Origin of the sequence: Photorhabdus australis DSM 17609, from assembly GCF_000711895.1 — a bacterium.
GTDB lineage: Bacteria > Pseudomonadota > Gammaproteobacteria > Enterobacterales > Enterobacteriaceae > Photorhabdus > Photorhabdus australis.
Genome location: NZ_JONO01000012.1, coordinates 19,067 through 43,541 on the forward strand (window position 1 = coordinate 19,067; position 24,475 = coordinate 43,541).

The 24,475-nt window shown below is 42.0% G+C and carries 21 protein-coding genes; 10 read left to right on the forward strand and 11 right to left on the reverse strand.

Annotated elements, in window-relative coordinates; genetic code table 11:
• Nucleotides 1-151: 151 nt before the first annotated feature.
• From gyrB to dnaA, 4 genes are read right to left on the reverse strand one after another with little or no spacing between them, the layout of a single operon-like run.
• Nucleotides 152-2,566 carry a DNA topoisomerase (ATP-hydrolyzing) subunit B gene (gene gyrB / locus BO26_RS06110; protein WP_036769951.1) on the reverse strand — a complete coding sequence of 805 codons (2,415 nt, stop codon included), beginning with the start codon at nt 2,564-2,566 and terminating at the stop codon, nt 152-154.
• Nucleotides 2,567-2,585: 19 nt separating this feature from the next.
• Nucleotides 2,586-3,677 carry a DNA replication/repair protein RecF gene (gene recF, locus BO26_RS06115; RefSeq protein ID WP_036769954.1) on the reverse strand — a complete coding sequence of 364 codons (1,092 nt, stop codon included), beginning with the start codon at nt 3,675-3,677 and terminating at the stop codon, nt 2,586-2,588.
• Nucleotides 3,678-3,698: 21 nt separating this feature from the next.
• A complete protein-coding gene (gene dnaN, locus BO26_RS06120; protein WP_036769957.1) occupies nt 3,699-4,799 on the reverse strand; it encodes a DNA polymerase III subunit beta in 1,101 nt (366 codons plus the stop codon).
• Between the two features lie 4 nt (nt 4,800-4,803).
• A complete protein-coding gene (gene dnaA, locus BO26_RS06125; RefSeq protein ID WP_036769959.1) occupies nt 4,804-6,192 on the reverse strand; it encodes a chromosomal replication initiator protein DnaA in 1,389 nt (462 codons plus the stop codon).
• Between the two features lie 700 nt (nt 6,193-6,892).
• Here dnaA and rpmH point away from each other — a divergent pair.
• The 6 genes from rpmH (at nt 6,893) to BO26_RS21515 (ending at nt 11,892) form a co-directional block, all read left to right on the forward strand.
• A complete protein-coding gene (gene rpmH, locus BO26_RS06130; protein WP_036769962.1) occupies nt 6,893-7,033 on the forward strand; it encodes a 50S ribosomal protein L34 in 141 nt (46 codons plus the stop codon).
• A gap of 16 nt (nt 7,034-7,049) precedes the next feature.
• A complete protein-coding gene (rnpA, locus tag BO26_RS06135; RefSeq protein ID WP_015836464.1) occupies nt 7,050-7,409 on the forward strand; it encodes a ribonuclease P protein component in 360 nt (119 codons plus the stop codon).
• Nucleotides 7,373-7,633 (forward strand): membrane protein insertion efficiency factor YidD, encoded by a 261-nt coding sequence (gene yidD, locus BO26_RS06140; protein WP_015836463.1) that lies wholly within the window; start codon nt 7,373-7,375, stop codon nt 7,631-7,633. Before rnpA ends, yidD begins: the two co-directional genes overlap by 37 nt.
• Before the next feature lie 2 nt (nt 7,634-7,635).
• Nucleotides 7,636-9,276 carry a membrane protein insertase YidC gene (gene yidC / locus BO26_RS06145; protein ID WP_036769967.1) on the forward strand — a complete coding sequence of 547 codons (1,641 nt, stop codon included), beginning with the start codon at nt 7,636-7,638 and terminating at the stop codon, nt 9,274-9,276.
• Nucleotides 9,277-9,392: 116 nt separating this feature from the next.
• The gene (gene mnmE / locus BO26_RS06150) at nt 9,393-10,757 is read left to right on the forward strand and encodes a tRNA uridine-5-carboxymethylaminomethyl(34) synthesis GTPase MnmE (protein ID WP_036769974.1); all 1,365 of its coding nucleotides are present in this window, start codon (nt 9,393-9,395) and stop codon (nt 10,755-10,757) included.
• 130 nt (nt 10,758-10,887) lie between these two features.
• Entirely contained in the window at nt 10,888-11,892 is a 1,005-nt protein-coding gene (locus tag BO26_RS21515) for a NotI family restriction endonuclease (protein WP_051690892.1), read from the forward strand.
• Here the strand turns inward: BO26_RS21515 and BO26_RS06160 are convergent.
• Complete coding sequence (locus BO26_RS06160; RefSeq protein ID WP_236637353.1) at nt 11,879-12,826, reverse strand: DNA adenine methylase; 948 nt, start codon at nt 12,824-12,826, stop codon at nt 11,879-11,881. The two genes, BO26_RS21515 and BO26_RS06160, sit on opposite strands and share 14 nt — an antisense overlap.
• Nucleotides 12,827-13,037: 211 nt before the next feature.
• Entirely contained in the window at nt 13,038-13,559 is a 522-nt protein-coding gene (locus BO26_RS21520) for a hypothetical protein (protein WP_051690893.1), read from the reverse strand.
• Nucleotides 13,560-13,868: 309 nt separating this feature from the next.
• On the opposite strand from BO26_RS21520, the gene BO26_RS22680 reads away from it, so the two are divergent.
• Nucleotides 13,869-14,042: a hypothetical protein gene (locus tag BO26_RS22680; RefSeq protein ID WP_201771253.1), complete on the forward strand. Its 174-nt coding sequence runs from the start codon at nt 13,869-13,871 to the stop codon at nt 14,040-14,042.
• Here BO26_RS22680 and fdhD read toward each other — a convergent pair.
• Complete coding sequence (fdhD, locus tag BO26_RS06170; RefSeq protein WP_036769977.1) at nt 14,039-14,869, reverse strand: formate dehydrogenase accessory sulfurtransferase FdhD; 831 nt, start codon at nt 14,867-14,869, stop codon at nt 14,039-14,041. The two genes, BO26_RS22680 and fdhD, sit on opposite strands and share 4 nt — an antisense overlap.
• Nucleotides 14,870-15,049: 180 nt before the next feature.
• Between fdhD and fdnG the strand changes: the two genes are divergently transcribed.
• Genes fdnG through fdoI form a run of 3 tightly spaced genes read left to right on the forward strand, consistent with a single transcriptional unit; the run spans nt 15,050 to nt 19,677 of the window.
• On the forward strand, nt 15,050-18,097 hold the full coding sequence (fdnG, locus tag BO26_RS06180) for a formate dehydrogenase-N subunit alpha (protein WP_157835528.1): 3,048 nt from the start codon (nt 15,050-15,052) through the stop codon (nt 18,095-18,097).
• Nucleotides 18,098-18,109: 12 nt separating this feature from the next.
• Complete coding sequence (gene fdxH / locus BO26_RS06185; protein ID WP_036769986.1) at nt 18,110-19,033, forward strand: formate dehydrogenase subunit beta; 924 nt, start codon at nt 18,110-18,112, stop codon at nt 19,031-19,033.
• 2 nt (nt 19,034-19,035) lie between these two features.
• Nucleotides 19,036-19,677 (forward strand): formate dehydrogenase cytochrome b556 subunit, encoded by a 642-nt coding sequence (fdoI, locus tag BO26_RS06190; RefSeq protein ID WP_036769989.1) that lies wholly within the window; start codon nt 19,036-19,038, stop codon nt 19,675-19,677.
• 191 nt (nt 19,678-19,868) lie between these two features.
• On the opposite strand, the gene BO26_RS06195 is transcribed toward fdoI, so the two are convergent.
• The 4 genes from BO26_RS06195 to BO26_RS06210 all read right to left on the reverse strand — a co-directional run bounded on the left by BO26_RS06195 (nt 19,869) and on the right by BO26_RS06210 (nt 24,188).
• Complete coding sequence (locus BO26_RS06195; protein WP_036769993.1) at nt 19,869-20,969, reverse strand: acyl-CoA synthetase family protein; 1,101 nt, start codon at nt 20,967-20,969, stop codon at nt 19,869-19,871.
• A complete protein-coding gene (locus BO26_RS06200; RefSeq protein ID WP_072023225.1) occupies nt 20,956-22,107 on the reverse strand; it encodes an MFS transporter in 1,152 nt (383 codons plus the stop codon). The genes BO26_RS06195 and BO26_RS06200 overlap by 14 nt, the downstream gene beginning before the upstream one ends.
• Nucleotides 22,101-22,742 (reverse strand): ATP-grasp domain-containing protein, encoded by a 642-nt coding sequence (locus BO26_RS06205; RefSeq protein WP_036769996.1) that lies wholly within the window; start codon nt 22,740-22,742, stop codon nt 22,101-22,103. Before BO26_RS06205 ends, BO26_RS06200 begins: the two co-directional genes overlap by 7 nt.
• Before the next feature lie 492 nt (nt 22,743-23,234).
• Complete coding sequence (locus BO26_RS06210; RefSeq protein WP_036769998.1) at nt 23,235-24,188, reverse strand: methyltransferase; 954 nt, start codon at nt 24,186-24,188, stop codon at nt 23,235-23,237.
• Nucleotides 24,189-24,475 lie beyond the last annotated feature (287 nt).

The window sequence follows — 24,475 nt, forward strand, 5'->3', positions numbered from 1 at the left end:
CATGTCAGCCATATTATACCCTTAGATTATATTTAAGTGATGTTTTACAGAAACATTAAATAAATTACACTTTATTGGTCATAAATAACAGATAAAAAAAGCGCCCATAGAAAATTAATATGAGCGCTTTTTAAATTGATAATAATATCAATTAGATGTCGATATTAGCTGCTTTCAGAGCATTCTCTTCAATAAATGCTCGACGAGGTTCAACAGCATCACCCATTAGAGTTGTAAATAATTGATCAGTGGCAATGGCGTCTTTTACTGTCACGCGCATCATTCGGCGGGTTTCCGGGTTCATGGTCGTTTCCCATAACTGTTCAGGGTTCATTTCTCCCAGACCTTTATAACGCTGTATAGACAGACCACGACGTGATTCTTTAGTTAACCATTCCAGAGCTTGCTCAAAGTCACTGACAGGTTGGCGACGTTCACCCCGCTCAATGTAAGCGTTTTCTTCAATTAAATTGCTAAGTTTATCGCCTAACAGAGTAATACGGTGGTATTCACCGCCGTGGATAAAGTCGAAATCCAGTGGGTAATCGGTATCGACACCATGTGTACGAACACGTAGAACGGGTTCAAACATTTGACGTTCACGATTTTCATGGAGTTGATAGCTGTAGCTGCTGCCGTTTTGTTCCCTGTCATTCAGGCGAGTTACCAGCGTTTCAATCCACTCCTGGACTTTTGTCTCGTCGGTTAGCGCTTCTTCAGTCAGCTTTGGATGATAAATGAGGTTATTTAGCAAACTTGCTGGATATAGACGCTCCATACGTTTGATGATTTTCTTAACACCATTAAATTCTGTTACCAATTTTTCCAGTGGTTCCCCTCTCAGGGCTGGTGTGTGATCGCTGGTGTAAAGGGATGCGCCATCCAAAGCAATAGACAGTTGGTACTCATCCATAGCTTCATCATCTTTAATGTACTGTTCCTGTTTGCCTTTTTTCACTTTATACAAAGGTGGCTGAGCAATAAACACATGACCACGTTCAATGATTTCTGGCATTTGACGATAGAAGAAAGTCAGCAATAGAGTACGGATATGAGATCCATCGACATCCGCATCCGTCATGATAATAATACTGTGATAACGCAGCTTATCTGGGTTGTATTCGTCACGGCCTATCCCACAACCCAATGCAGTGATCAGTGTTGCAACTTCCTGAGAAGAGAGCATTTTATCGAAACGTGCTTTTTCAACATTCAGGATTTTACCTTTCAATGGCAAGATTGCCTGATTTTTGCGGTTACGACCCTGTTTTGCAGAACCGCCCGCCGAGTCCCCTTCCACTAAGTAGAGTTCGGATAGTGCTGGGTCACGTTCCTGACAATCAGCTAATTTACCGGGCAAGCCAGCTAGATCAAGCGCCCCTTTGCGGCGTGTCATTTCTCGTGCTTTACGAGCTGCTTCACGGGCGCGGGCAGCATCGATAATTTTACCGACAACTGTTTTGGCGTCATTTGGATTTTCCAGCAGGTATTCCACCAGCTTCTCATTCATCAGTGTTTCAACCGCAGTTTTCACTTCGGAAGAAACCAGTTTGTCTTTAGTTTGAGAAGAGAATTTTGGATCAGGTACTTTAACGGAAATGACTGCAACTAAACCTTCACGAGCATCATCACCGGTAGCGCTGACTTTAGATTTCTTGTTGTACCCCTCTTTATCCATATAGCTATTAAGGGTACGAGTCATCGCGGTACGGAAACCAACTAAGTGAGTACCGCCATCGCGTTGTGGAATGTTATTGGTAAAGCAGTAAATATTTTCCTGAAAGCCATCGTTCCATTGCATTGAAATTTCAACACCGATGCCATCTTTTTCTGTCGAGAAATAGAAAACATTTGGATGAATTGGCGTTTTGTTTTTATTTAAAAACTCAACAAACGCTTTAATTCCACCTTCATAATGGAAGTGATCTTCAGTATTCGTGCGCTTATCAATAAGACGGATGGATACGCCGGAATTCAGGAAGGAGAGTTCACGCAGGCGTTTAGCCAGAATGTCATGCTGAAATTCAGTGTTGTTACGAAAAGTATCCATGCTTGGCCAGAAGCGGACACGAGTACCTGTTTGTTCAGTTTCTCCAACGATTTTCAGTGGGCTTTGTGGCACGCCAAGGTGATAAGTCTGTTCATGAACTTTACCGTCACGGCGGATAACCAGTTCCAGCTTTTCAGACAAGGCGTTAACAACGGAAACCCCTACACCGTGCAGACCGCCGGAGACTTTATAAGAGTTATCATCGAATTTACCCCCCGCATGCAGCACAGTCATAATAACTTCGGCTGCTGAAACACCTTCTTCTTCGTGTATGCCGGTAGGAATACCGCGGCCATCATCCTGTACCGAGACTGAGTTATCGGCATGGATCGTGACGATAACTTCACTACAGTGGCCTGCGAGGGCTTCGTCGATAGCGTTGTCGACAACCTCGAAGACCATGTGGTGTAAGCCGGTACCATCGTCTGTATCGCCGATATACATGCCCGGACGTTTACGAACCGCATCCAGCCCTTTTAATACCTTGATACTTGAGGAGTCATATGTATTCGACATCAACGTTTCTCGCTCATTTTTAATCCTGTGGTTGAATCTCTATTTTGCCATTTTCCACGCGAAACATCCTGCTATTTCCATCAAGCATGTCTGTTACCTGGCCGGGATTTATCGCACTGACAAATACCTGAGCTTGCGTGGATTTTAGACGTTCGGCCAGCAATTGACGGCGGCCGGCATCCAGTTCAGAGGCAAAATCATCAAGCAGATACAGACATTGTTGTCCGCTCTGTCGGGTGAAATATTCACCCTGTGCTAACCGCAGTGCGCACATCAATAATTTTAATTGACCGCGGGATAGCATATCTTCTACTGGCGTTCCTTCCGCACGGATGCGCAAATCAGCCTTATGCGGGCCGGAAGCCGTGTAGGTTAATGTTCTGTCACGCTCAAATTGGCGCTCCAGTAATTCAGCATAATCACTCTCTTTGTCCCACCCCTGTTGGAAAGAGAAGCACAATATAAATTCGGGTAAAAACTGTTTACAAGTGTCAGCAATATCCTGAGTGATGTTTGTAACATATTCAGTACGCCACTGATTTATCTGGTTTGCTAGTGGCGCCAATTCCTGATCCCAGGGCCGTATCTGGCTGTAATGGGTGACTTGTCGTAGTGCTGCATTGCGTTGTTTAAGCAGTCGCTTTAGATTTACCCATGCAGAAAAAAAGCGTGGTTCATTGTGAAAACAACCCCAATCAATAAAAGCTCTACGGTACTTTGGTCCGCCATTTAACAGGGTAAATCCTTCCGGGGTAATAAGTTGCATAGGTAACATCTTGGCTAGTTCTGCAATTTTACCGCCATCGCTGCCATCAATTCTGACTTTACTATCGCCATTACGATTTTTACTTAGACCAATAGACAATTCCCGTTCATTCTCTCGTTGTCCTAGTCGTCCATGTAGAACAAATTCATCACAGTCATGGCGGATTACTCGCCCTGCCTGAATGCTACGGAAAGAGCGTCCATGACCCAGCGTATAAATCGCTTCCAGTACACTGGTTTTGCCGCTGCCATTAGACCCAACCAGAAAATTAAATCCGGGAGCTAGAGGCAAATCTGCATCAGCGATATTACGAAAATCGCGGATAAGTAAACGCGTAAGAGTCATATACCTGAAATGTAGATCCTGTTACAGGCGCATAGGCATCACGACATAAGCCGCATTGTGACTGGCACAGTCTTCTATCTGAACACTGGAAATAGCATCGGTCAGCAGTAAACGAACCTCTTCACATCTTAATGTGTTGAGTACATCCAGAACATAACTGACGTTAAAACCTATTTCCATTTCAGTACCCTGATAACTAACATCTACAATTTCTTCAGCTTCTTCTTGTTCAGGGTTATTTGCTGTGATTTTCAGTTGGTTTTTACTGAAATAGAGGCGAACCCCCCGGAATTTCTCATTAGAAAGAATGGCAGCGCGTGAAAAAGCTTGTTTCAACATATCACAACTGGCTTCCAGGGTTTTATCTGGGCTCTTCGGTAATACGCGGCGATAATCAGGGAAACGCCCATCCACCAGTTTAGAGGTGAAAATAAAATCGCCAACATGGGCACGAATATTGTTACTGCCGATTTGTAACTGTAGCGGAGTATCGCCGCCGTCTAGCAGTCTCATCAGCTCAATAACGCCTTTGCGTGGCACGATTACCGAATGGGAAGGTAGATTTTGACCGATTCCCATAGAACAGACTGCCAGACGGTGACCATCCGTTGCCACTGTACGCAATTCTTCGCCTTCGGTTTCAAACAACATACCGTTGAGGTAATAGCGGACATCCTGATGAGCCATAGAGAACTGGGTTGATTCAATAAGCCGTTTCAGTGTGGCTTGTGGCAGTGAGAATTCAACTTCACTTTGCCAGTCATCAAGATTTGGAAAGTCAGCAGCAGGCAATGTGGAAAGTGAGAAACGGCTGCGGCCGGAACGTACTAACAAGCGGTCACCATCCAGTTCCACACTGATTTCAGCACCATCCGGCAAACCGCGCCAGATATCAAAGAACTTACGTGCCGGTACAGTGGTTGCACCTTCTTCGTGTGGCAATGAAAGCGTAACACGTGCCATCATTTCCATTTCTAAATCTGTACCGGTCAATAACAGAGAACTTTCTGTTACCTGTAGTAATAAATTACCAAGAATAGGCAGAGTAGGACGCCCACCCAGCGGGCTACTGACCTGTTGCAGTGGTTTTAGTAATTGCTCACGTTCAATGATAAATTTCATAGCGCTAGGAAGACAATGTTCTGATTAAGTTAGAAAAATCCTCTTTGATGTCGTGACTTTCTTCGCGCAGTTGTTCTATTTTACGACAAGCATGCAGCACAGTTGTATGGTCACGTCCACCAAAGGCATCCCCGATTTCAGGCAAGCTGTGATTGGTTAACTCTTTTGCCAGCGCCATTGCCATTTGCCTTGGACGGGCAACGGAGCGAGAACGCCGTTTGGAAAGTAAATCGGCCACCTTGATCTTATAATATTCAGCGACTGTTTTCTGAATATTATCAATAGTAACCAGTTTTTCCTGTAGTGCTAACAAGTCACGTAATGCCTCACGTACAAAATCAATAGTAATCGCTCGACCGGTAAAATTGGCATTGGCTATTACCCTGTTTAATGCACCTTCGAGTTCACGGACATTAGAACGCAGGCGTTTAGCGATAAAGAAAGCGACTTCTCCTGGTAACTGAATTTCGTTTTCGTCGGCTTTTTTCATCAAAATAGCGACACGAGTTTCCAATTCAGGTGGCTCAATAGCGACGGTTAAACCCCAGCCAAAACGGGATTTTAACCGATCTTCTACTCCATTTATCTCTTTTGGATAGCGATCTGATGTCAGAATGATCTGTTGATTACCTTCCAGTAATGCGTTGAACGTATGAAAGAATTCTTCCTGAGAACGTTCTTTATTGGCAAAAAACTGAATATCATCGATCAGCAATGCATCGACAGAGCGGTAATAGCGTTTGAAGTCTTCTATTGCATTGTTTTGTAATGCTTTGACCATATCCTGGACAAAACGTTCAGAATGCATATAAACCACTTTGGCATTTGCTTTACGTGCCATAATACTGTTACCGACAGCGTGTAACAGGTGGGTTTTACCCAAGCCAGTACCACCATAGAGAAACAGTGGGTTATAGGCGCCACCGGGGTTATCTGCTACCTGTCTTGCGGCAGCGCGGGCAAGCTGGTTGGATTTACCTTCAACAAAGTTGTCAAAAGTATGTTTTGGATTAACGTTAGAGCGGTAGGACAGTTCTGGTTGTACCGCCGTATTATCCCAACTGGGACGTATTGATGTGTTCTGTGGTGCAGGTGTAACCGGTGCATGAGCAACAACCCTTTGCGGCGGGCTATCGCTTTGTGAAACAGGTTTATTGCCAACTTCGAAACGTAATAACGGTACTTCTGCTCCACAAAAGTCATTCAACAATCCATTGATATTGTTGATATATTTTTCTCTGACCCAATCCAAAACAAACCGGTTAGGAGCATAAAGTGCCAAAGTGTTACCACTTAACTCTGCCTGAAGGGGGCGTATCCACATACTGAATTCTGTGGCAGGTAATTCATCCTGCAATCGGGCAAGACATTGCTGCCAAAGCGAAAGTGACACGGCGGACTCCCCTAAAACAAGGCCAATTAACAATTAAAGAAATCGGAGTGGTTAGCTCATTATATTGTATTGGGTTCAAAACAACGATTCCTTCAGGGTAAGGAAGGATCAATTGTCATGCTTGAGGCGATTTTTAATGTTATCGCTCCCCAATGATCCGTAGATAAGATCATGGATCATGACGCGGGATCATAGCGCAAAAGGCGCTACAGATCTTCATTCTTTTACACAGTTTAAGCGCTTTTTATCCACAGGGAAAAATTACCTGTGAAATAAAGGGTTGTTAAGGCACTTTAATGTAGTCATGGCATAGATTAAACAAGGGTCGAGGATAAGCCGCTATTTAAGATAAAATTGAACCAAGGATCATAACAGAGAATGAAGATCAGGCGGTGATCATTGCGCTTTACTGAGCAGTCCGTATAATACTGGACCCTGCGTGCATTGCCAGAGTTTTTTGCCGGTAGTGGTTGGTGAGAGGTTCCTGTGTAAGCACGGGCAGGTTGTCGGTAAACATTCAACTCAGTAGAAAAGCCGGTCAGCTTGTGTCATGTTTAATTGACTCATAGCTGTACATTTTATTACAATCCCGCTTCTTTTATATTGATGTTGCGATTGAGGCGTCAGTGTCTACTTCTTCTCACTGGCTGCTAACGCGTTTACTGAATCAGTAATAATTTTAAGTTAGGTAGAAATCGCTATGAAACGCACTTTCCAACCGTCCGTACTGAAGCGTAACCGTTCTCACGGCTTCCGCTCTCGTATGGCCACTAAAAATGGTCGTCAGGTTCTGGCTCGCCGTCGTGCAAAAGGCCGTACTCGTTTGACCGTTTCTAAGTAATAAAGCTAACCATCTAGTGGTTACGCTCGCTTTTCCGAGGGAGTTACGCTTGTTAACTCCCAAGCATTTCACTTATGTTTTCCAGCAACCCCAACGGGCAAGTTCACCAGAGATTACTATCCTTGGTCGCCTTAATGAGCTGGGGCATCCCCGCATCGGTCTTACCATAGCCAAGAAAAATGTTAAACGTGCTCATGAGCGTAACCGAATTAAACGGTTGGCCCGTGAAAGTTTCCGTTTAAACCAACATAGTTTGCCTCCTATGGATTTTGTGGTATTGGTTAGGAAAGGGGTTGCTGAACTTGATAACCGTGAATTAACGGAAGCTTTGGGTAAATTATGGCGTCGTCACTGTCGCTTGGTTCGCGCCTCCTGATCGGATTAATCCGTGGATATCAGTTGGTGATAAGCCCACTGCTGGGACCCCGTTGTCGTTTTAATCCTACATGTTCTCAATATGGCATTGAGGCATTGAACAGATTTGGAATGATAAAAGGCGGTTGGTTAACAGTGAAACGCGTATTAAAATGCCACCCTTTACACGAAGGTGGTGATGATCCCGTCCCACCTAAAAAAAACAACGATAATAGAGAACACTAACGATGGATTCGCAACGCAATCTTCTTCTCATCGCTTTGCTGTTCGTTTCTTTCTTGGTCTGGCAAGCATGGGAAGCAGATAAAAATCCGCAACCAACGACAGTACAGGCCACGCAACAAACGGATATGCCGAGTGGTGAGAATCAGGCAGTGCCAGGCAGCGGGAAAGGTAAACTGATCACGGTTAAAACTGATGTGCTCTCTTTGACCATCAACACCCGTGGCGGTGATATCGAAGAGGCTGATTTATTAGCCTACCCTGATACCTTAGGTTCTAGCCAGCCATTCAAATTGCTGGAGACAACACCTGCTTTCACTTACCAGGCGCAAAGTGGATTAACTGGTAGAGATGGCCCGGATAACCCGACGAATAGTGAGCGCCCGCTGTATACCACCGCACATGATAGTTATGTATTGGCTAGTGGGCAGGATGAATTACGTATCCCGATGAATTTCGTCGCTAAAGATGGCGTTGTTTATGTTAAAACATTTGTCCTGAAACGTGGTGAATATGCGATTAATGTAGATTATCGTATTCACAACACAACAGAAAAGCCATTACAGATGACCTTCTTTGGTCAATTGAAACAGAATGTTGAACTGCCAAAACATCGTGATACGGGTAGCAGTAACTTTGCGCTGCATACTTACCGTGGTGCGGCTTATTCTTCAGACGATAACAAATATAAAAAACATAGCTTCAGCGATATTGAAAGTGAACCCTTGTCTGTAACGACTAAAGGCGGTTGGGTTGCCATGTTGCAGCAATATTTTGCTACGGCATGGATTCCTTCAGCTAATGAAACCAGCACTTTCTATACTACGGCGTTAGGTAAAGGGATGGCTGCGATTGGTTATAAGAGTGCACCAATTTCTGTTGCAGCTAATAGTGAAAAAACGGTTTCTTCTACACTGTGGGTTGGTCCAGAAATTCAAGATGAAATGGCTGCCGTAGCACCTCATCTGGATCTGTCGGTGGATTATGGTTGGTTATGGTTTATCTCTCAGCCATTATTTAAGCTGCTGAAATTCCTGCATGGTTTTATTGGTAACTGGGGCTTCTCCATTATCGTTATTACCTTTATCGTGCGTGGTATCATGTACCCGTTGACCAAGGCGCAGTACACCTCAATGGCGAAAATGCGTCTGTTGCAGCCTAAGTTAGCGGCTATGCGTGAGCGTATTGGTGATGATAAACAGCGCATGAGTCAGGAAATGATGGCGCTGTATAAAGCAGAGAAAGTGAACCCGCTAGGAGGTTGTTTGCCTCTGTTGATCCAGATGCCAATTTTCCTTGCTCTGTATTACATGTTGATGGGTTCTGTTGAATTGCGTCATGCGCCATTCGCAGGCTGGATCAATGACTTGTCTGCACAAGATCCTTATTACATCCTGCCGTTGTTAATGGGTGTGACGATGTTCGTTATCCAGAAAATGTCTCCGACGACCATCACTGATCCGATGCAGCAGAAGATTATGACCTACATGCCTGTCATGTTCACCATCTTCTTCTTGTGGTTCCCGTCAGGTTTGGTTCTGTACTATATCGTCAGTAACTTGGTGACAATTATTCAGCAACAGCTGATTTATCGTGGGTTGGAAAAACGTGGTTTGCATAGCCGCGAGAAGAAGCCAGCGAAATAAAAATAACTTCAACCAGTATTCATCCTGGTAGTTGTAACATAAAAGGCGGTCATTGGCCGCCTTAACTATTTGAGTTAAAAGTAAAAATTGAGCTAAAAAGTAAAAGGAAGATAACCATGAATACCACCGATACGATAGTCGCTCAGGCTACCCCACCAGGACGGGGTGGTGTTGGTATCTTACGTGTTTCTGGCCCGAAAGCCGCACAAGTGGCTGAGGTGGTATTAGGTAAGTTACCCAAGCCCCGTTATGCAGATTATCTGCCATTTCGTGATGTAGATAATCGGGTACTCGATCAGGGAATTGCGATTTACTTTCCGGGACCTAATTCCTTTACTGGAGAAGATGTACTGGAGCTTCAGGGGCACGGCGGACCCGTTATTCTTGATTTACTGTTGAAACGCATTCTGACTCTGCCCGGTGTACGCATTGCTAATCCTGGTGAGTTTTCTGAACGTGCTTTTCTTAATGACAAGCTGGATCTGGCTCAGGCGGAGGCCATTGCTGACCTGATTGATGCTAGTTCGGAGCAGGCGGCCCGTTCAGCGATAAATTCCTTACAGGGCGCATTTTCTACCCAGGTTCATCAGATGGTGGAAGCACTTACTCACTTGCGAATCTATGTAGAAGCTGCGATTGATTTTCCTGACGAAGAGATCGACTTCCTTTCTGATGGGAAAATTGAAGCCAGTCTGGATAACGTCATTGCTGAACTTGATCGTGTACGTTCTCAGGCTCGCCAAGGCAGCCTTTTACGTGAAGGGATGAAAGTTGTTATCGCTGGCCGGCCTAATGCTGGGAAATCGAGCCTGCTTAATGCATTGGCAGGTCGTGAAGCGGCGATCGTTACCGATATTGCGGGTACAACCCGTGATGTGTTGCGTGAACATATCCATATTGATGGTATGCCATTGCATATCATTGATACTGCGGGTTTGCGTGAAGCCAGTGATGAAGTGGAGCGTATTGGCATTGAACGTGCGTGGCAGGAAATTGAACAGGCTGATCGTGTACTGTTTATGGTAGACAGTACGACAACTGATGCGATTGAGCCTGTAGAAATCTGGCCTGAATTTATAGCTCGTTTGCCGGCATCACTTCCTATCACTGTTGTCCGTAATAAAACAGATATGACCAATGAAGAGACGAGTATTACTGAAGTGAGTGGTTACTCGCTAATCCGCTTGTCTGCTCGCAGTGGTGAAGGAATCGATTTGCTACGCGATCATCTAAAGGAAACTATGGGTTTCAATAGCAATACGGAAGGTGGTTTTCTGGCTCGTCGTCGTCATTTACAGGCATTAAATACCGCAGCAGAGCATTTACAACAAGGCCATGGACAACTGGTGGTCGCCCGCTCAGGTGAATTGTTGGCAGAAGAGCTGCGTTTGGCACAACAAACATTGAGTGAGATCACGGGTGAATTCACTTCCGATGATTTGCTTGGAAGGATTTTTTCGAGTTTTTGTATTGGGAAATGATGGTGTGAGATCTGGCAGATATTTATTTATTCGAGGCTCTTCTGATAATAAGCCTCAGAGAGTCGCTTTGATCGTAATCACAAGATAATATAGGAAATTTTGTAGCACAATTAACTGAGGAAGTATGCACATGGCCCGCGCTCCGATCCCTCGCTATGGGATAGCCGAGTGGTTCGGCAACGACATGACCGCAATGACACCAGAGGAACGCCAAAGCTTCGGGCAGCTTGCAGCGATTCAGGATGCTACTGGCGACATATCTAATGCGCCGATTTGCCCATTTCTCTCTAGCTTGGTACCTAATGCCCGGTGCAACAAGGCCAGCGGAGTGTGTAGTATTCGCCGCTATGCTTCTGGACCGGATGGTGTCGGTGTCCCAGTGCCGGGTGACAAGGTAGTAACGGTCTGCCCATCACGGTTCTTACAAACGCTAGACCATGAGAAAACCCCGTTTGTCTGGATCGCTGAAAAGATGCTGGATATCAAAAACCCTACTATAATCAAGGAAACTCCGTTTCTTCGTAAGATTTCCGGCTCTATTGCTGATGCAACGGTATCTGATGATGAAGGTGATGGTAAGAAAGCTGGACGTATTGACTGGATCATAGTTAATCCAGCCACAATGGAAGTTGGGGAACTGGAATGGTGTGCGATAGAGACCCAAGCCCTGTATTTTTCTGGTGATAAGATGCGACCTGAGTTTGATGCCTATGCCAAGGCTCCTGCTCCAGTATTGTTCCCAGTCGGTCGTCGGCGACCTGATTATCGCAGCAGTGGCCCAAAGCGGCTATCACCGCAGTTAGATGTTAAAGTGCCGGTACTGAGGAACTGGGGCAAAAAGGTTGTTGTGGTTATAGATCGATATTTCTATAGCAACATGAATGCACTGACAGACGCTTATCCTCGCGCCAGAAATGACCAGGAAAAACGGGATAACTCGGATGTGGTATGGTTTGTTGTTGACTATGACGAATCGTTGAATATGACGGCTAGTGAGGTTATTTATACAACCCTGGAAAGCTCGCGGCGGGCGCTTAATGCTACTGAACCATTGAGTAAGGCAGATTTTACCCGCAATTTGAAGCAAGTCATTGATGATAAATCGCGGGCAAATAAGGTATTTAAGGCTTCATAATAAGCAGCTCATAGATAATTGCATGGTGCGTATTCTTCATGGGAACACGTTCAATTCTGAACCCGTAACGTTCGGCCAGCTCGCGTACTTCCGGGGCATCATCGTAAGTCATCATCACTGAACCACGCACGTTAGCCATAAGGGCAAATAGCCCTTCGTGGTCAACTTCGTTGTGGGTGTAAAGCCTGGATCCTGCTTTCTTGCCTCCGGCAGTATAAGGTGGATCAATAAAGAAAAATGCATTTGGATCATCGGCAAAACGGCGCACAACATTAAAGGCGTCTCCTTGCTCGAACTCTATACTATCTTTTAGTGTTCGCAGTAGCTTGATACGGGTTGCTAGCGTTTCGGGATACCAGCGTGATTTAAGCCCTTTTCCGGCTTCCCCTTCTTTAACCAACCCGGCACCGGCTGCCATGATGCCGCCGCGTTGCATCCGATTCTTGATGATAGTTCGAAATGCGCGATTTTTGGTAGAGCGAGGTTTATTGTCAAGTACAGCCTTGACGTTCTCCAGTGTCACATCAAAGCTGGTAATCTTCTTGGAAAGTTCGGCCACGTCATCATCAGAACCATGAAAAACAGTTTCCCATACGGCGGCTACGTCATCGTCTAGTTCACATAAAAAAACTCTTTTAGCCAGCCCTTCGGCGGCCATACTGAGGCCACTAATCGCGCCACCTGCAAATGGCTCCACAAATACAGATGGCGTATGTTTTGCGGTCTTCAACCACTGGCGAATTTCCGGTACGAGCCAGGTTTTACCGCCTGGATAGCGGAATGGGCTTAAATGGCGAACCTGAGCTACATTGGTAGGTTTTGATTTGGTATGCAGTTTATTTACCAATGAGGCAAGTGTGGCTGCTTTTTCTGGATCAACAAAGTGTGATCTGAGAGAGTCTAATGCTGAACGGCATTCTTCATGTACAAGCACGGTTGATCGTGTAATACCTTCGGCCTTGAGGCGTTCTATTCTCCTGCTCTGACGTTGTGTTGCTGTTGCGTCCATGTTTATACCTTAATTGGTGTTACCGTGATCATTCACGGGATTCTATATAACAAACAAGGATAGGTCAAACCGTGAACGTTCACGGTTAAATACTCGTGAGATGCTCTGTAATATTATTCTGGGGGAGAAGGGAATATTAATGCCCCAGTGCTTTATTGATTAATTCAGCAGCAATATTGCAACCATCATCGGGTTTTGATATTTCAGAGTGGGCACAATCTACCAGTTCTATAGTTATCTTGTCGGAAGGCTCTAATTTGTCGATAAAGTATTTTTCATCGTTGGAGAAAAACAATGATGTCGATTTTACTGGTTCCACATCCAAGTAATCGCGGATACGTGAGCCAAAGATGCAAATTGTATTCTGAACTGGCAAATGTCTATCTTCTGAAAGTCGCCATGCCACTGTAGCACCGATACTGAATCCAACCAATATCACAGGAGAATTGATATATGCAAGAGTGCTCCTCACTTTACATGTGTATTTCTCTATTGAGGACACACTATGAAAATATTTGTATACTTCGTCTTTATCATTTGGAGTTTCATTCTCTTTTTCGTAGGGAGAAATGAATGACACATCATGACCTAAATGTTGTGCGATTATTTTTGCGTGTTCTGAAATTCCGTGAATATCCGTTAAAAATATAAATTTCATATAATTATTAATGTCTTATTGTAAAGCAAGAATAAACAACATGATCAGTTATCTAGCTAAGAAAATCAATTAAATTGTGTTGAGAGAAGTTCGCTTTGGTTCTTTTAGTAAAATATAATGATTTGTGTATTATAAAATTGAGTGCTAAGTCATTTGGTTAAATAATTTGTGTAAGCAATCAGAGAGGAATAAAATAATATAGACAATTTATTGTGAAAATAAAATTTCTTTATATAATTCAGCTATTAGCCATGGATACGAGCACATTGGTGGTTGGGGGCGAGAATTATTCAACCGGCCATGCATTCAATGTATATATACGCCACGCTTGATAAATGGCAAGAATGGACAGAAATGCAATTCCCGCAAAGTGGACAATATGTTATTCCTGGTGGATTAGTACCGTTGGTAGTGGATGTACAGCAGCAAATGGGCTATTACACTGAACCCAATTTGTGGATGTCTTATAACCTGGATGATTAATTTATTAATCTTTCAGAATGGGTATAAACCGTCGCCCTCCCGGGTTTGCAAAAACCAACTAGTGTCAGATTACATCGTTCAGCGACTTCTATCGCCAATGAAGTTGCTGCTGAAACAGCAAATAGAATCTCAATACCACAGACAGCAGATTTTTGTACCATTTCATAGCTAGCGCGGCTGGATACTAAAGAGGCACCTTGCTGCCAGCCTGTTTTGGCTTTCATTCCCAGCATTTTGTCCAACGCAACATGACGGCCTACGTCCTCACAGCCACCCAATAACTTACCTTCTGGGTTGATCCAGCTGGCTACATGGGTACATCCGGTTAGTGCACCGATATCCTGAATATTGCTTAATTGGGAAAGGGCATAGTCGAGATGGCTTAATGAAAAAGTTTGGGTGAAAGGTAGTGGCGTAATCGGGCGGAAAATATCAGAAAGTTGCTCTGTACCACAGATCCCGCAGCCCGTCCGTCCAGCCATATTGCGTCTGCGCTCTTTCAAACCAGCAAAACGACGGCTGGAAAGCTCTATTTGCAACTCAATTCCACCATGACAATTGACAATAGTGTCAATGCCACGAATTTCTTGTTGAGATTCAATAATGCTTTCAGAAAGTGAAAACCCAATAGCGAAATATTCGAGATCTTTGGGACTGGCCATCATCACAACATGAGAGATGCCGTTGTAGACTAAGGCAACAGGAACTTCTTCGGCTACCCAATCCGCTTTTGATGTATTGAGGTGATGCTTGTGTTGCACGTTCGCTTGTTTTATGCCCTCAGTTACCCCAAGTTGTAACAATTTCTCTGATCTTGTGTTATGCATTAGACGAATAACCTAATAGTCTTGTTACATAATAATAAGTGGAAAAAAGAGTCTATACTATTTATCAGGTAATGAATCTGATCACGCTACGGAAAGTGGTTAATAAAAGAAGACACATGCAGGATTTTTCCCGTGAGGGAATGGACGTATGTTTAACACAATGTGAGTGAGGAGATCCCCATGCAAGTCAGCAGAAGGCAGTTCTTTAAGATCTGCGCTGGCGGTATGGCAGGTACGACGGTGGCCGCGTTGGGCTTTGCTCCAACCGTAGCTCTTGCACAAACACGTAGCTATAAACTATTGCGTGCGCGTGAAACCCGGAATACCTGTACGTACTGTTCTGTCGGTTGTGGATTGTTGATGTACAGCCTTGGCGATGGCGAAAAAAACGCCAAAGAGAGTATTTTCCATATTGAAGGCGATCCTGATCATCCGGTAAATCGAGGCGCCCTTTGTCCTAAAGGGGCTGGTTTGGTTGATTTTATCCACAGCGAAAGTCGCCTGAAATATCCTGAATATCGTGCTGCTGGTTCTGACAAATGGCAACGTATCACTTGGGATGAGGCATTTGATCGCATCTCTAAATTAATGAAAGCAGATCGGGATGCCAATTTCGTTAAAACCAACCAGGAAGGTGTTACCGTTAATCGCTGGCTGACGACCGGTATGTTGTGTGCATCTGCCTCCAGTAATGAAACCGGCTATTTAACCCAAAAATTTAGTCGCGCTCTCGGCATGCTTGCCGTAGACAACCAGGCGCGTGTCTGACACGGACCAACGGTAGCAAGTCTTGCTCCAACATTTGGTCGCGGTGCGATGACCAACCACTGGGTTGATATAAAGAACGCGAATCTGATCGTCGTTATGGGAGGAAATGCCGCGGAAGCGCATCCTGTGGGGTTCCGTTGGGCAATGGAAGCGAAAATTCATAATAACGCAAAGTTAATCGTGATCGATCCACGCTTTACCCGTACAGCATCCGTGGCGGATTTCTATACTCCGATCCGTTCCGGTACTGATATTGCTTTCCTATTAGGTGTGATTTTATACCTACTAACCAATGAAAAGATTAACCGCGAATATGTTGAAGCGTATACCAATGCCAGTCTTATCGTGCGTGAAGACTATGCGTTCGATGATGGCTTATTCAGTGGTTATGACACAGAAAAACGTCAATACGACAAAACCAGTTGGAATTATGCACTGGATGAAAACGGCTTTGCTCAACGTGATATCACACTAAGTCACCCACGTTGTGTATGGAATCTGTTGAAAGAGCACGTTAGCCGTTATACGCCCGATGTCGTCAGTAATATTTGTGGTACGCCAAAAGAGGATTTCCTGAAAGTCTGTGAATATATTGCAGAGACTTGCGTTAAGGACAAGACAGCCTCCTTCCTATACGCATTGGGTTGGACTCAGCACTCGGTTGGTGCACAGAACATCCGTACTATGGCAATGATCCAGCTTCTGTTGGGTAACATGGGTATGGCTGGTGGAGGTGTTAACGCATTGCGTGGTCACTCGAATATTCAGGGATTGACTGATTTGGGGTTGTTGTCACAGAGTTTGCCGGGATACCTGACATTGCCGTCAGAAAAACAAGCCGATTTGCAAACTTACTTACAGGCAAATACGCCAAAGCCCATGTTGCCGGGTCAGGTTAACTACTGGGGTAACTATCCGAAATTCTTTATCAGTCTGATGAAGAGTTTTTACGGCGACAATGCCCGCAAAGATAATGACTGGGGTTTTGACTGGTTGCCGAAATGGGACAAAAGTTATGACGTCCTGCAATTTTTCGAAATGATGTCGAAAGGTGAGGTGAATGGCTATATCTGTCAGGGCTTTAACCCAGTTGCTTCATTCCCGGATAAAAACAAAGTGGTTGATGCCCTGTCGAAGCTGAAATTCTTAATCACTATTGATCCACTTAATACTGAAACGTCAACTTTCTGGCAGAACCACGGTGAATTTAATCAAGTTGATTCAGCTAAAATTCAAACAGAAGTTTTCCGTCTACCGTGTTGCTGTTTTGCAGAGGAAAACGGTTCGATTGTTAATTCTGGTCGCTGGTTGCAATGGCACTGGAAGGGTGCTGATGCTCCGGGAGAAGCTATCGGTGATGCAGAAATTCTTTCTGGTATCTTCAAACGTATGCGGGATATGTATCGTGCAGAGGGAGGCGCATTACCTGAGCAAGTACTGAATATGACTTGGGATTACTTCAACCCGGATAGTCCTACCTCGGAAGAAGTGGCTCAGGAGAGCAATGGCCGGGCATTGATTGATCTAATTGATGCTGATGGCAATGTCATTGTGAAGCAAGGCCAGCAGTTGACTTCTTTTGCCCAGTTACGTGATGACGGCACGACGGCTAGTGGTTGTTGGATCTTTACCGGGAGCTGGACGCCGGAGGGTAACCAGATGGCTCGTCGTGATAACTCTGACCCGTCAGGTTTGGGGAATACGCTGGGCTGGGCGTGGGCCTGGCCGCTAAATCGGCGTATTTTATATAACCGTGCATCAGCTGATCCGCAGGGTAAACCGTGGGATCTGAAACGCCAGCTATTGACGTGGAACGGAGCTAAATGGAGTGGAGCTGATATTCCTGATTACAGCGTGGCTGCACCGGAAACAGAGGTTGGTCCGTTTATCATGCAGCCGGAAGGGATGGGGCGCTTGTTCGCTATTGATAAAATGGCGGAAGGGCCGTTTCCTGAACACTACGAACCCTTTGAAACGCCGTTAGGCACTAATCCACTGCACCCGAATGTGGTTTCTAACCCGGCTGCCCGGGTGTTCAAAAGCGATTTTGAGGCCATGGGTAAACCCGATAAATTCCCTTATGTAGGAACGACTTACCGCCTGACAGAACATTTTCACTATTGGACGAAACATGCATTGCTGAACTCGATTATTCAGCCTGAGCAGTTTGTGGAAATTGGTGAAAAATTGGCGGAGAAGAAAGGTATCAAACATGGTGATACCGTCAAGGTGAGCTCTAATCGTGGCTATATCAAAGCGAAAGCAGTTGTAACCAAACGTATTCGAACGCTGAATGTACAGGGTCGTGAAGTGGACACGATTGGTATTCCAATTCATTGGGGATTTGAAGGGGCAGCGAAGAAAGGCTTTATTGCCAATACGTTGACACCATTTGTTGGTGATGCAAATACACAAACGCCTGAGTTTAAAGCGTTCCTGGTTAATGTGGAAAAGGTGTAAGGAGGAAAAATTATGTCGTTGCAAACTCAAGACATCATTCGTCGCTCTGCTACTCACACTTTCACTCCTGCGCCACGAGTACGGGATAACCAGCAAGAAGTGGCGAAGCTGATTGATGTAACAACATGTATCGGTTGTAAAGCCTGTCAGGTGGCTTGTTCCGAATGGAACGATATCCGTGATGAAATTGGTTATAACGTTGGTGTTTATGATAACCCGGCTGATTTGACCGCTAAATCATGGACCGTGATGCGCTTTTCTGAAGTGGAAGAGAACGGCAAGCTGGAATGGCTGATCCGTAAGGATGGTTGTATGCATTGTGCTGATCCGGGGTGTTTGAAGGCGTGTCCGGCAGAAGGTGCAATCATTCAATACGCAAACGGGATTGTCGATTTCCAGTCGGAACACTGTATTGGCTGTGGTTATTGTATTGCGGGCTGTCCGTTCAATGTGCCGCGTATCAATAAAGAAGACAACCGGGTATATAAATGTACTTTGTGTGTTGACCGTGTTGCTGTCGGTCAGGAACCCGCTTGTGTGAAAACGTGTCCGACCGGTGCTATCCATTTTGGCAGCAAAAAAGCGATGAAAGATTTGGCTGCTGAACGGGTTACTGAGTTAAAAGGCCGTGGTTATGATAACGCTGGTCTATACGATCCTGACGGTGTTGGTGGCACTCATGTGATGTATGTGTTGCACCATGCTAATAAACCACAGCTGTATCATGGCCTGCCGGACAATCCCTCTATCAGCCCGGCAGTCACTTTCTGGAAAGGTATTTGGAAACCTCTGGCAGCGGTGGGATTTGCTGCGACATTCGCTGCCAGTCTTTTCCATTATGTGGGGATTGGTCCGAACCGAGTGACTGACGAAGACGAGGAAGAGGCGCGTCGTGATGCAGAATCCTCACAGAAATCAGTCAATGGGGAGGAATAGAGATGAAAAAGAGGAAGGATATTATTATCCGTCACTCACCAATTGAGAGGGTAAACCATTGGGCGGTAGTACTCTGCTTTCTGTTTACTGCTATCAGCGGATTGGGATTCTTTTTCCCCTCTTTTAATTGGTTGATGAATATCTTCGGTACTCCGCAATTATCACGGATTTTGCATCCGTTTGTCGGTTCAGTGATGTTTGTTTTGTTTATCTTTATGTTCTTTAGATATTTCAAACATAACTTTATCGACAAAGACGACATAGTATGGCTGAAGAATATCAATAAAATTTTGAAAAATGAGGAAGTTGGCGACATTGGTCAGTACAACTTGGGTCAGAAAGCTATTTATTGGTCTATTAGTGTTTGCCTGATATTGCTAGCCGTCAGTGGCATTATTATCTGGCGGCCATATTTCGCTGATTTCTTCTCTATTCCAATGATTCGCATTGCTCTTTTGGTTCATTCAATGTCAGCTATTGGTTTGATTCTGACCATTATTGTCCATGCTTATGCTGCATTTTGGGTGAAAGGTTCTATCCGATCAATGGTTGAAGGTTGGGTAACTCGTGGTTGGGCAAGGAAACATCATCCTCGTTGGTATCGTGAAGTGGTGACACGAGAACGACAGGAAGAGAGGCGTTAAAATATCATCCAGGTGGGGGATATCCTGCCTGGATGAATAATATACCTGTTATCTTTCAAGTTGCCTCTTTGTTGGCTGCACTTACTCACACCGGTCACATAGTTATCTATGCTCCCGGGGGTTCGCTCCCTTGCCGTCGCGATGCATCTTGAAATCTATTGGGTATAGAGGAAAAGCGTTTTTTATTTAAATTATTTTTTCAATTCTATAAAAGTATTTTCAGCTTTTAACTTTGTAAGTTGACTATTATTGTGAGTTATATGAAAGTGCTTTTTCTTTTCTGATATTTTTGTGAGTAAGAAATCTTTATAGCTGCATCCAATCACTGTGAACGATGCCGAATCATTAATTATTTCACTTATTAATGTAGAGTTGTGTAAACACTTATTCCAATTATCTATCATATGAAATAACTCTAACAATATAATAACAAAAACAGAAATGGTGCCATTTACGTTTTCTAAGCTAATAATTTGTAAGCTGTCTGGGTCTACAGAATAAGAGTTGTTTAAGGATGAAGAAATACATTCAATGAATTCATCTATAGATATTGTTGTACCTAAGATTACTGAGGAGTGGTTATTCCTACCTTTTAATATTATATTGGTTCCTGAGAATCCGCATTGGCAGATAAGTTTAGATAGTTCACCTATATCTCCAGTATTATGTTTATCGACTTTTTTTCCGTCTGGATAGTTTACTGATACTAAGATTTCTTTAGAGCCAGAATTTAGGTCAACATCGATGTGTTCAAATAAATGATAATTGTCATCGTTACAATTTGGACATTGATATCCTATCACACCTGTTTCTTGAGTCGTATATGCTAAAGGGATTATTGTAATATCTGGTGCTTTTAGTTTTATCTTATTTCTATTATATTCACTGAATTTCTCACCGAGATAAAATATATTTTTTATCTTAAATAAACGATTGTCATTGCATTCAAAATATAATTTTGCAGCAAAGCTAGGAAGACAAAATAACGTATCTATATCATATTCATTAATGTAATTGAGTAAAGTATCATGGTCAACATGGGAGCAGAATGGGAAAGAAGATATATTATTGTATCGACATATTTCATGACCAAATAAGAAACCACCCCATAGGTTACCTGATGTTAAACAATTGGCAACTTTTTTTACCGCTAATTTATCAAAATAAGGTTTTATTTTCATAGCAGCAATTTGATTAACGAAATTAAATTGTGACCAGGAATGAAAAACATTTTTTCCTTTAGACGTTGTACCACCTGTTGAAAAATATATACCACTATCAGTTGATAACATTATATTTTACCCCTAACTTTTTGCTAATAATTAAAGTTATGACAGATAATAAAGAGAATAAAAGTATAAAGAAATTGATTAAATAACCAGAGCGATAATCAAAAAGATCAACAATAAATCCAATTGATGTTGACCCAACTGCCTCTCCAATATTTGCCATAACTAATAGTAAACTGAATGCCATACTAGATTTTTCTTTATTGACTATATTTGATGAAGTTGAATAAATTTCAGGGATTATTATGGCTTCAAAAATACTATATGCAATTAGTGCTATTATTGCTATGGTTACACCCCCAGAAAAATAGGTCGCTGAAATTAAAGATAATAATATTAATGTATATTTGATAATGCTCTCAGAAAAATCAAATAATTTGGAAAAAATTAACTGCCAGAGACAAACAACTAATCCAACGATGGTAAAGAATAATCCTACATAATCATTGAAAAAATTGTTGATTCTATTTGCCAGGGTAGTTGCTGTTATAAATATTCCCATCAATGAAAAGGAAAAAAATGAACTAAAAAGCAAAAATAAAAATGAGGATGAACCCAAATTTTTAGGTCTGGTTATACTATTCTGAATTTTAATTTTTTTACTTTTTTTCTTCCATGTAAAGAAGCATATAAACGCAAAAAATAAACTAATAATTATAATAGTGGTAAAGAAAGTATTCTTATAATTATTATTCGCAAAATATGCTCCAGCTATAGGGGCTAATACAATAGCCGCATTCTGTGAGAATGAATAATTGTAAAATGCTTTTTTTAGTTTTCTTTTAGGTATTATTTCAGACAAGAGATCACGAGTAAATGGTTTTGCAATTGCTTTTGATATTGCTAATGTTGAAAAAAATAATAGCCAAGAATATAATCCAGAGAATAGAATTAAAAATGAGAAGGAAATAGCCCTTAATAGACAGGATATTAAAAATATCCATCCTTTACTGAGTGTGTTTAATTTATTTGTAATTGTCAGCATTAAGATACATTCAAGTATAACAGCGAATGACAGCATTCCTGATATTGCTTTTGCTGATAGATTTTTCTCTGAGGAAAGAATTGGCAATGAGCAGAAAAAAGCAAACTCAAAGAAAAATACTAAAGAATATAGCGTAACTATTTTATACTTTAACATAGTTTATCTTTTATATAAGAAGATATAGTGCCAAATACTTTCAAGGCAATATTCTCTGGAAGTTTTGTTAATCCTGTTTCGGCTGAACACATTTCATTGAAATAGAATTGATTTTCTTTAACTAACCAATCAATAGAAATTATATCAGCCCCAGAGTTATTCATGATAATTTCACTGTTCTTGATTATTTCTTTAGCAGTTGATTCTCCAAAATCTTTGAAAAATCTTTCATTAATTTCTCTTGTTTCATAAATAACTTGTTTTCCTCCGAATGTTATATTTCCAAGATATCCATTTTCTACGGGGGATCGGGTTTTTATGAAAACTAATTCTTTTTTTATAAAAAATAACCTTACATCAACAACACCTTCAATATAAGGAGTAATATTATAAATAAGATTGGATGTTGAAATAAGTTCAGCAGTGCTAATACTTTGTTGGAAATTATCTGATTTTATAATACCGAATCCCATTCCTGAACCATTTGGTTTTAACATTAGTGGGTGATTATTATTTTTCGAGAAATCACTCATCATATGTGAAAATTTACAACCGTAACCTAGCAGACTTAAAGGCAGTGTAGGGACACCTAATTGATGAACAAATAGGTGTTGTGCTGATTTGTCCCATTCCATATCATCAATATCTGCTATTTTTTGGTTCAAAATTAAAGCATTTTTTGATTGTTTTATTAATCTTTTTAACGTTAAGGAAAAATTTAAACCTTGGCTATTCAGATTTGGCGGGGATATTATAAACGCCGTCTTTCCGTCAATTAGATTATTGCCATTGATATATAAACCCAGATCATTTTCTATTTTAATATCAATATCAATATCAATATCAATATCAATATCAATATCAATAGTATATTCTTAAAATGATGCATTGATCACTATAATAATATAATTTAAATGGGATTATTGCTAGTGAATATATTTTATTCTGGTTGTTTATTAATAAATTTAATTTAATGGAAGCACGATTTTACCTGGCTATACGTTTTCTTTTCTAATTAAAATTAAATTTGGCATCAAATTTTGATGCCAAATTTTTTATTCGTTATATGTTTTTTTCAGTAACATCCGTATTGTTATCTTTTATAGAGATTCATGATTCTTTATACTTTATTTTATACCTAGTTCTATAATGGCATGATCTTCATCTATATCTTTAGTATCCCTAATGGCAAGCCCGGCTTGGTTAGCCAAATACTCGAATTCTTCTAAGGTGCGTTCTTTTCCTGATAATATTACATCCATTAATATATCAAGAGAGTTAACTATCCTGGAGCTTGGTTTCTTTACGAAGCCTATTAATAAAATAGTTGCATTATTATCAATAGCTTTTCGGCAATTCTCCAGAATTAATATTGAATCGTCATCAGACCAATTATGGATAATATGCTTTAAAATATGTAAATCATAACCTGATGGAATTGATTTTAGAAAATCACCATCTATAAAATCTATATTTTCTGAAACAGGAATTTCATTATATTTGTCCAATACGGTGTAATGTTTTCCTTTTACTTTTTCACTAATTTTTATCAGCAGATTTCCTTCTCCACCGCCAACATCTAATATCCTGTTTTGTTTGCTAAAATTATAAATATCAAGTAGTTTTTTAACTATTTTGTCGGAGGTTTTTGACATTGAAGCGTCAAAGTTTGATCTGAGCAATTTGTTACTATTTAAATATTCAAAGAATGGTTTTCCATGTGTGATTTCAAATGCTGATTTACCATTATCTTCAAGTAAGGATTTTGAGTACATTGACCAGGCGTTCCAGCAATCTGGGCTAAGTACCCATTTTATCATTAATGACTCTATACTTTCAGGATCGGCAAGTGCGCTGTACTTATCATAAAGGGCGACTTTACGGTTATTGCCAACTAATATTCCTACTTCAATTAAGAAATCACATAATCGACTAAGGCGAGAATTATTAATATTACATTTACGGGAAAGTTCGTCTATATCTACGTAGACGCCATTTTTAAAGTGAACAGATAAACCTGTGTTAATAAAAGCGTAGACCGCGGCTGATTTTTTATAGGGTATTATAAGGTCGACTATCATGGAGTTATCCTTTGTGATTATGAATAATATAGGTAATATACCTGTTATCTTTCAAGTTGCCTCTTTGTTGGCTGCACTCACTCACCCCAGTCATATAGTTATCTATGCTCCCGGGGATTCGCTCCCTTGCCGTCGCGATGCATCTTGAAATCTATTGGGTATATACCGAATGAACTTCAAAATGCTTGAGCCGTCAGACGTAAAAATATTTAAATTCAACAACATAATCGTTTTTCAAACATGCACTTTGAAGTGTCTTGAGTATATATCTTAGATATCTTTGTCGT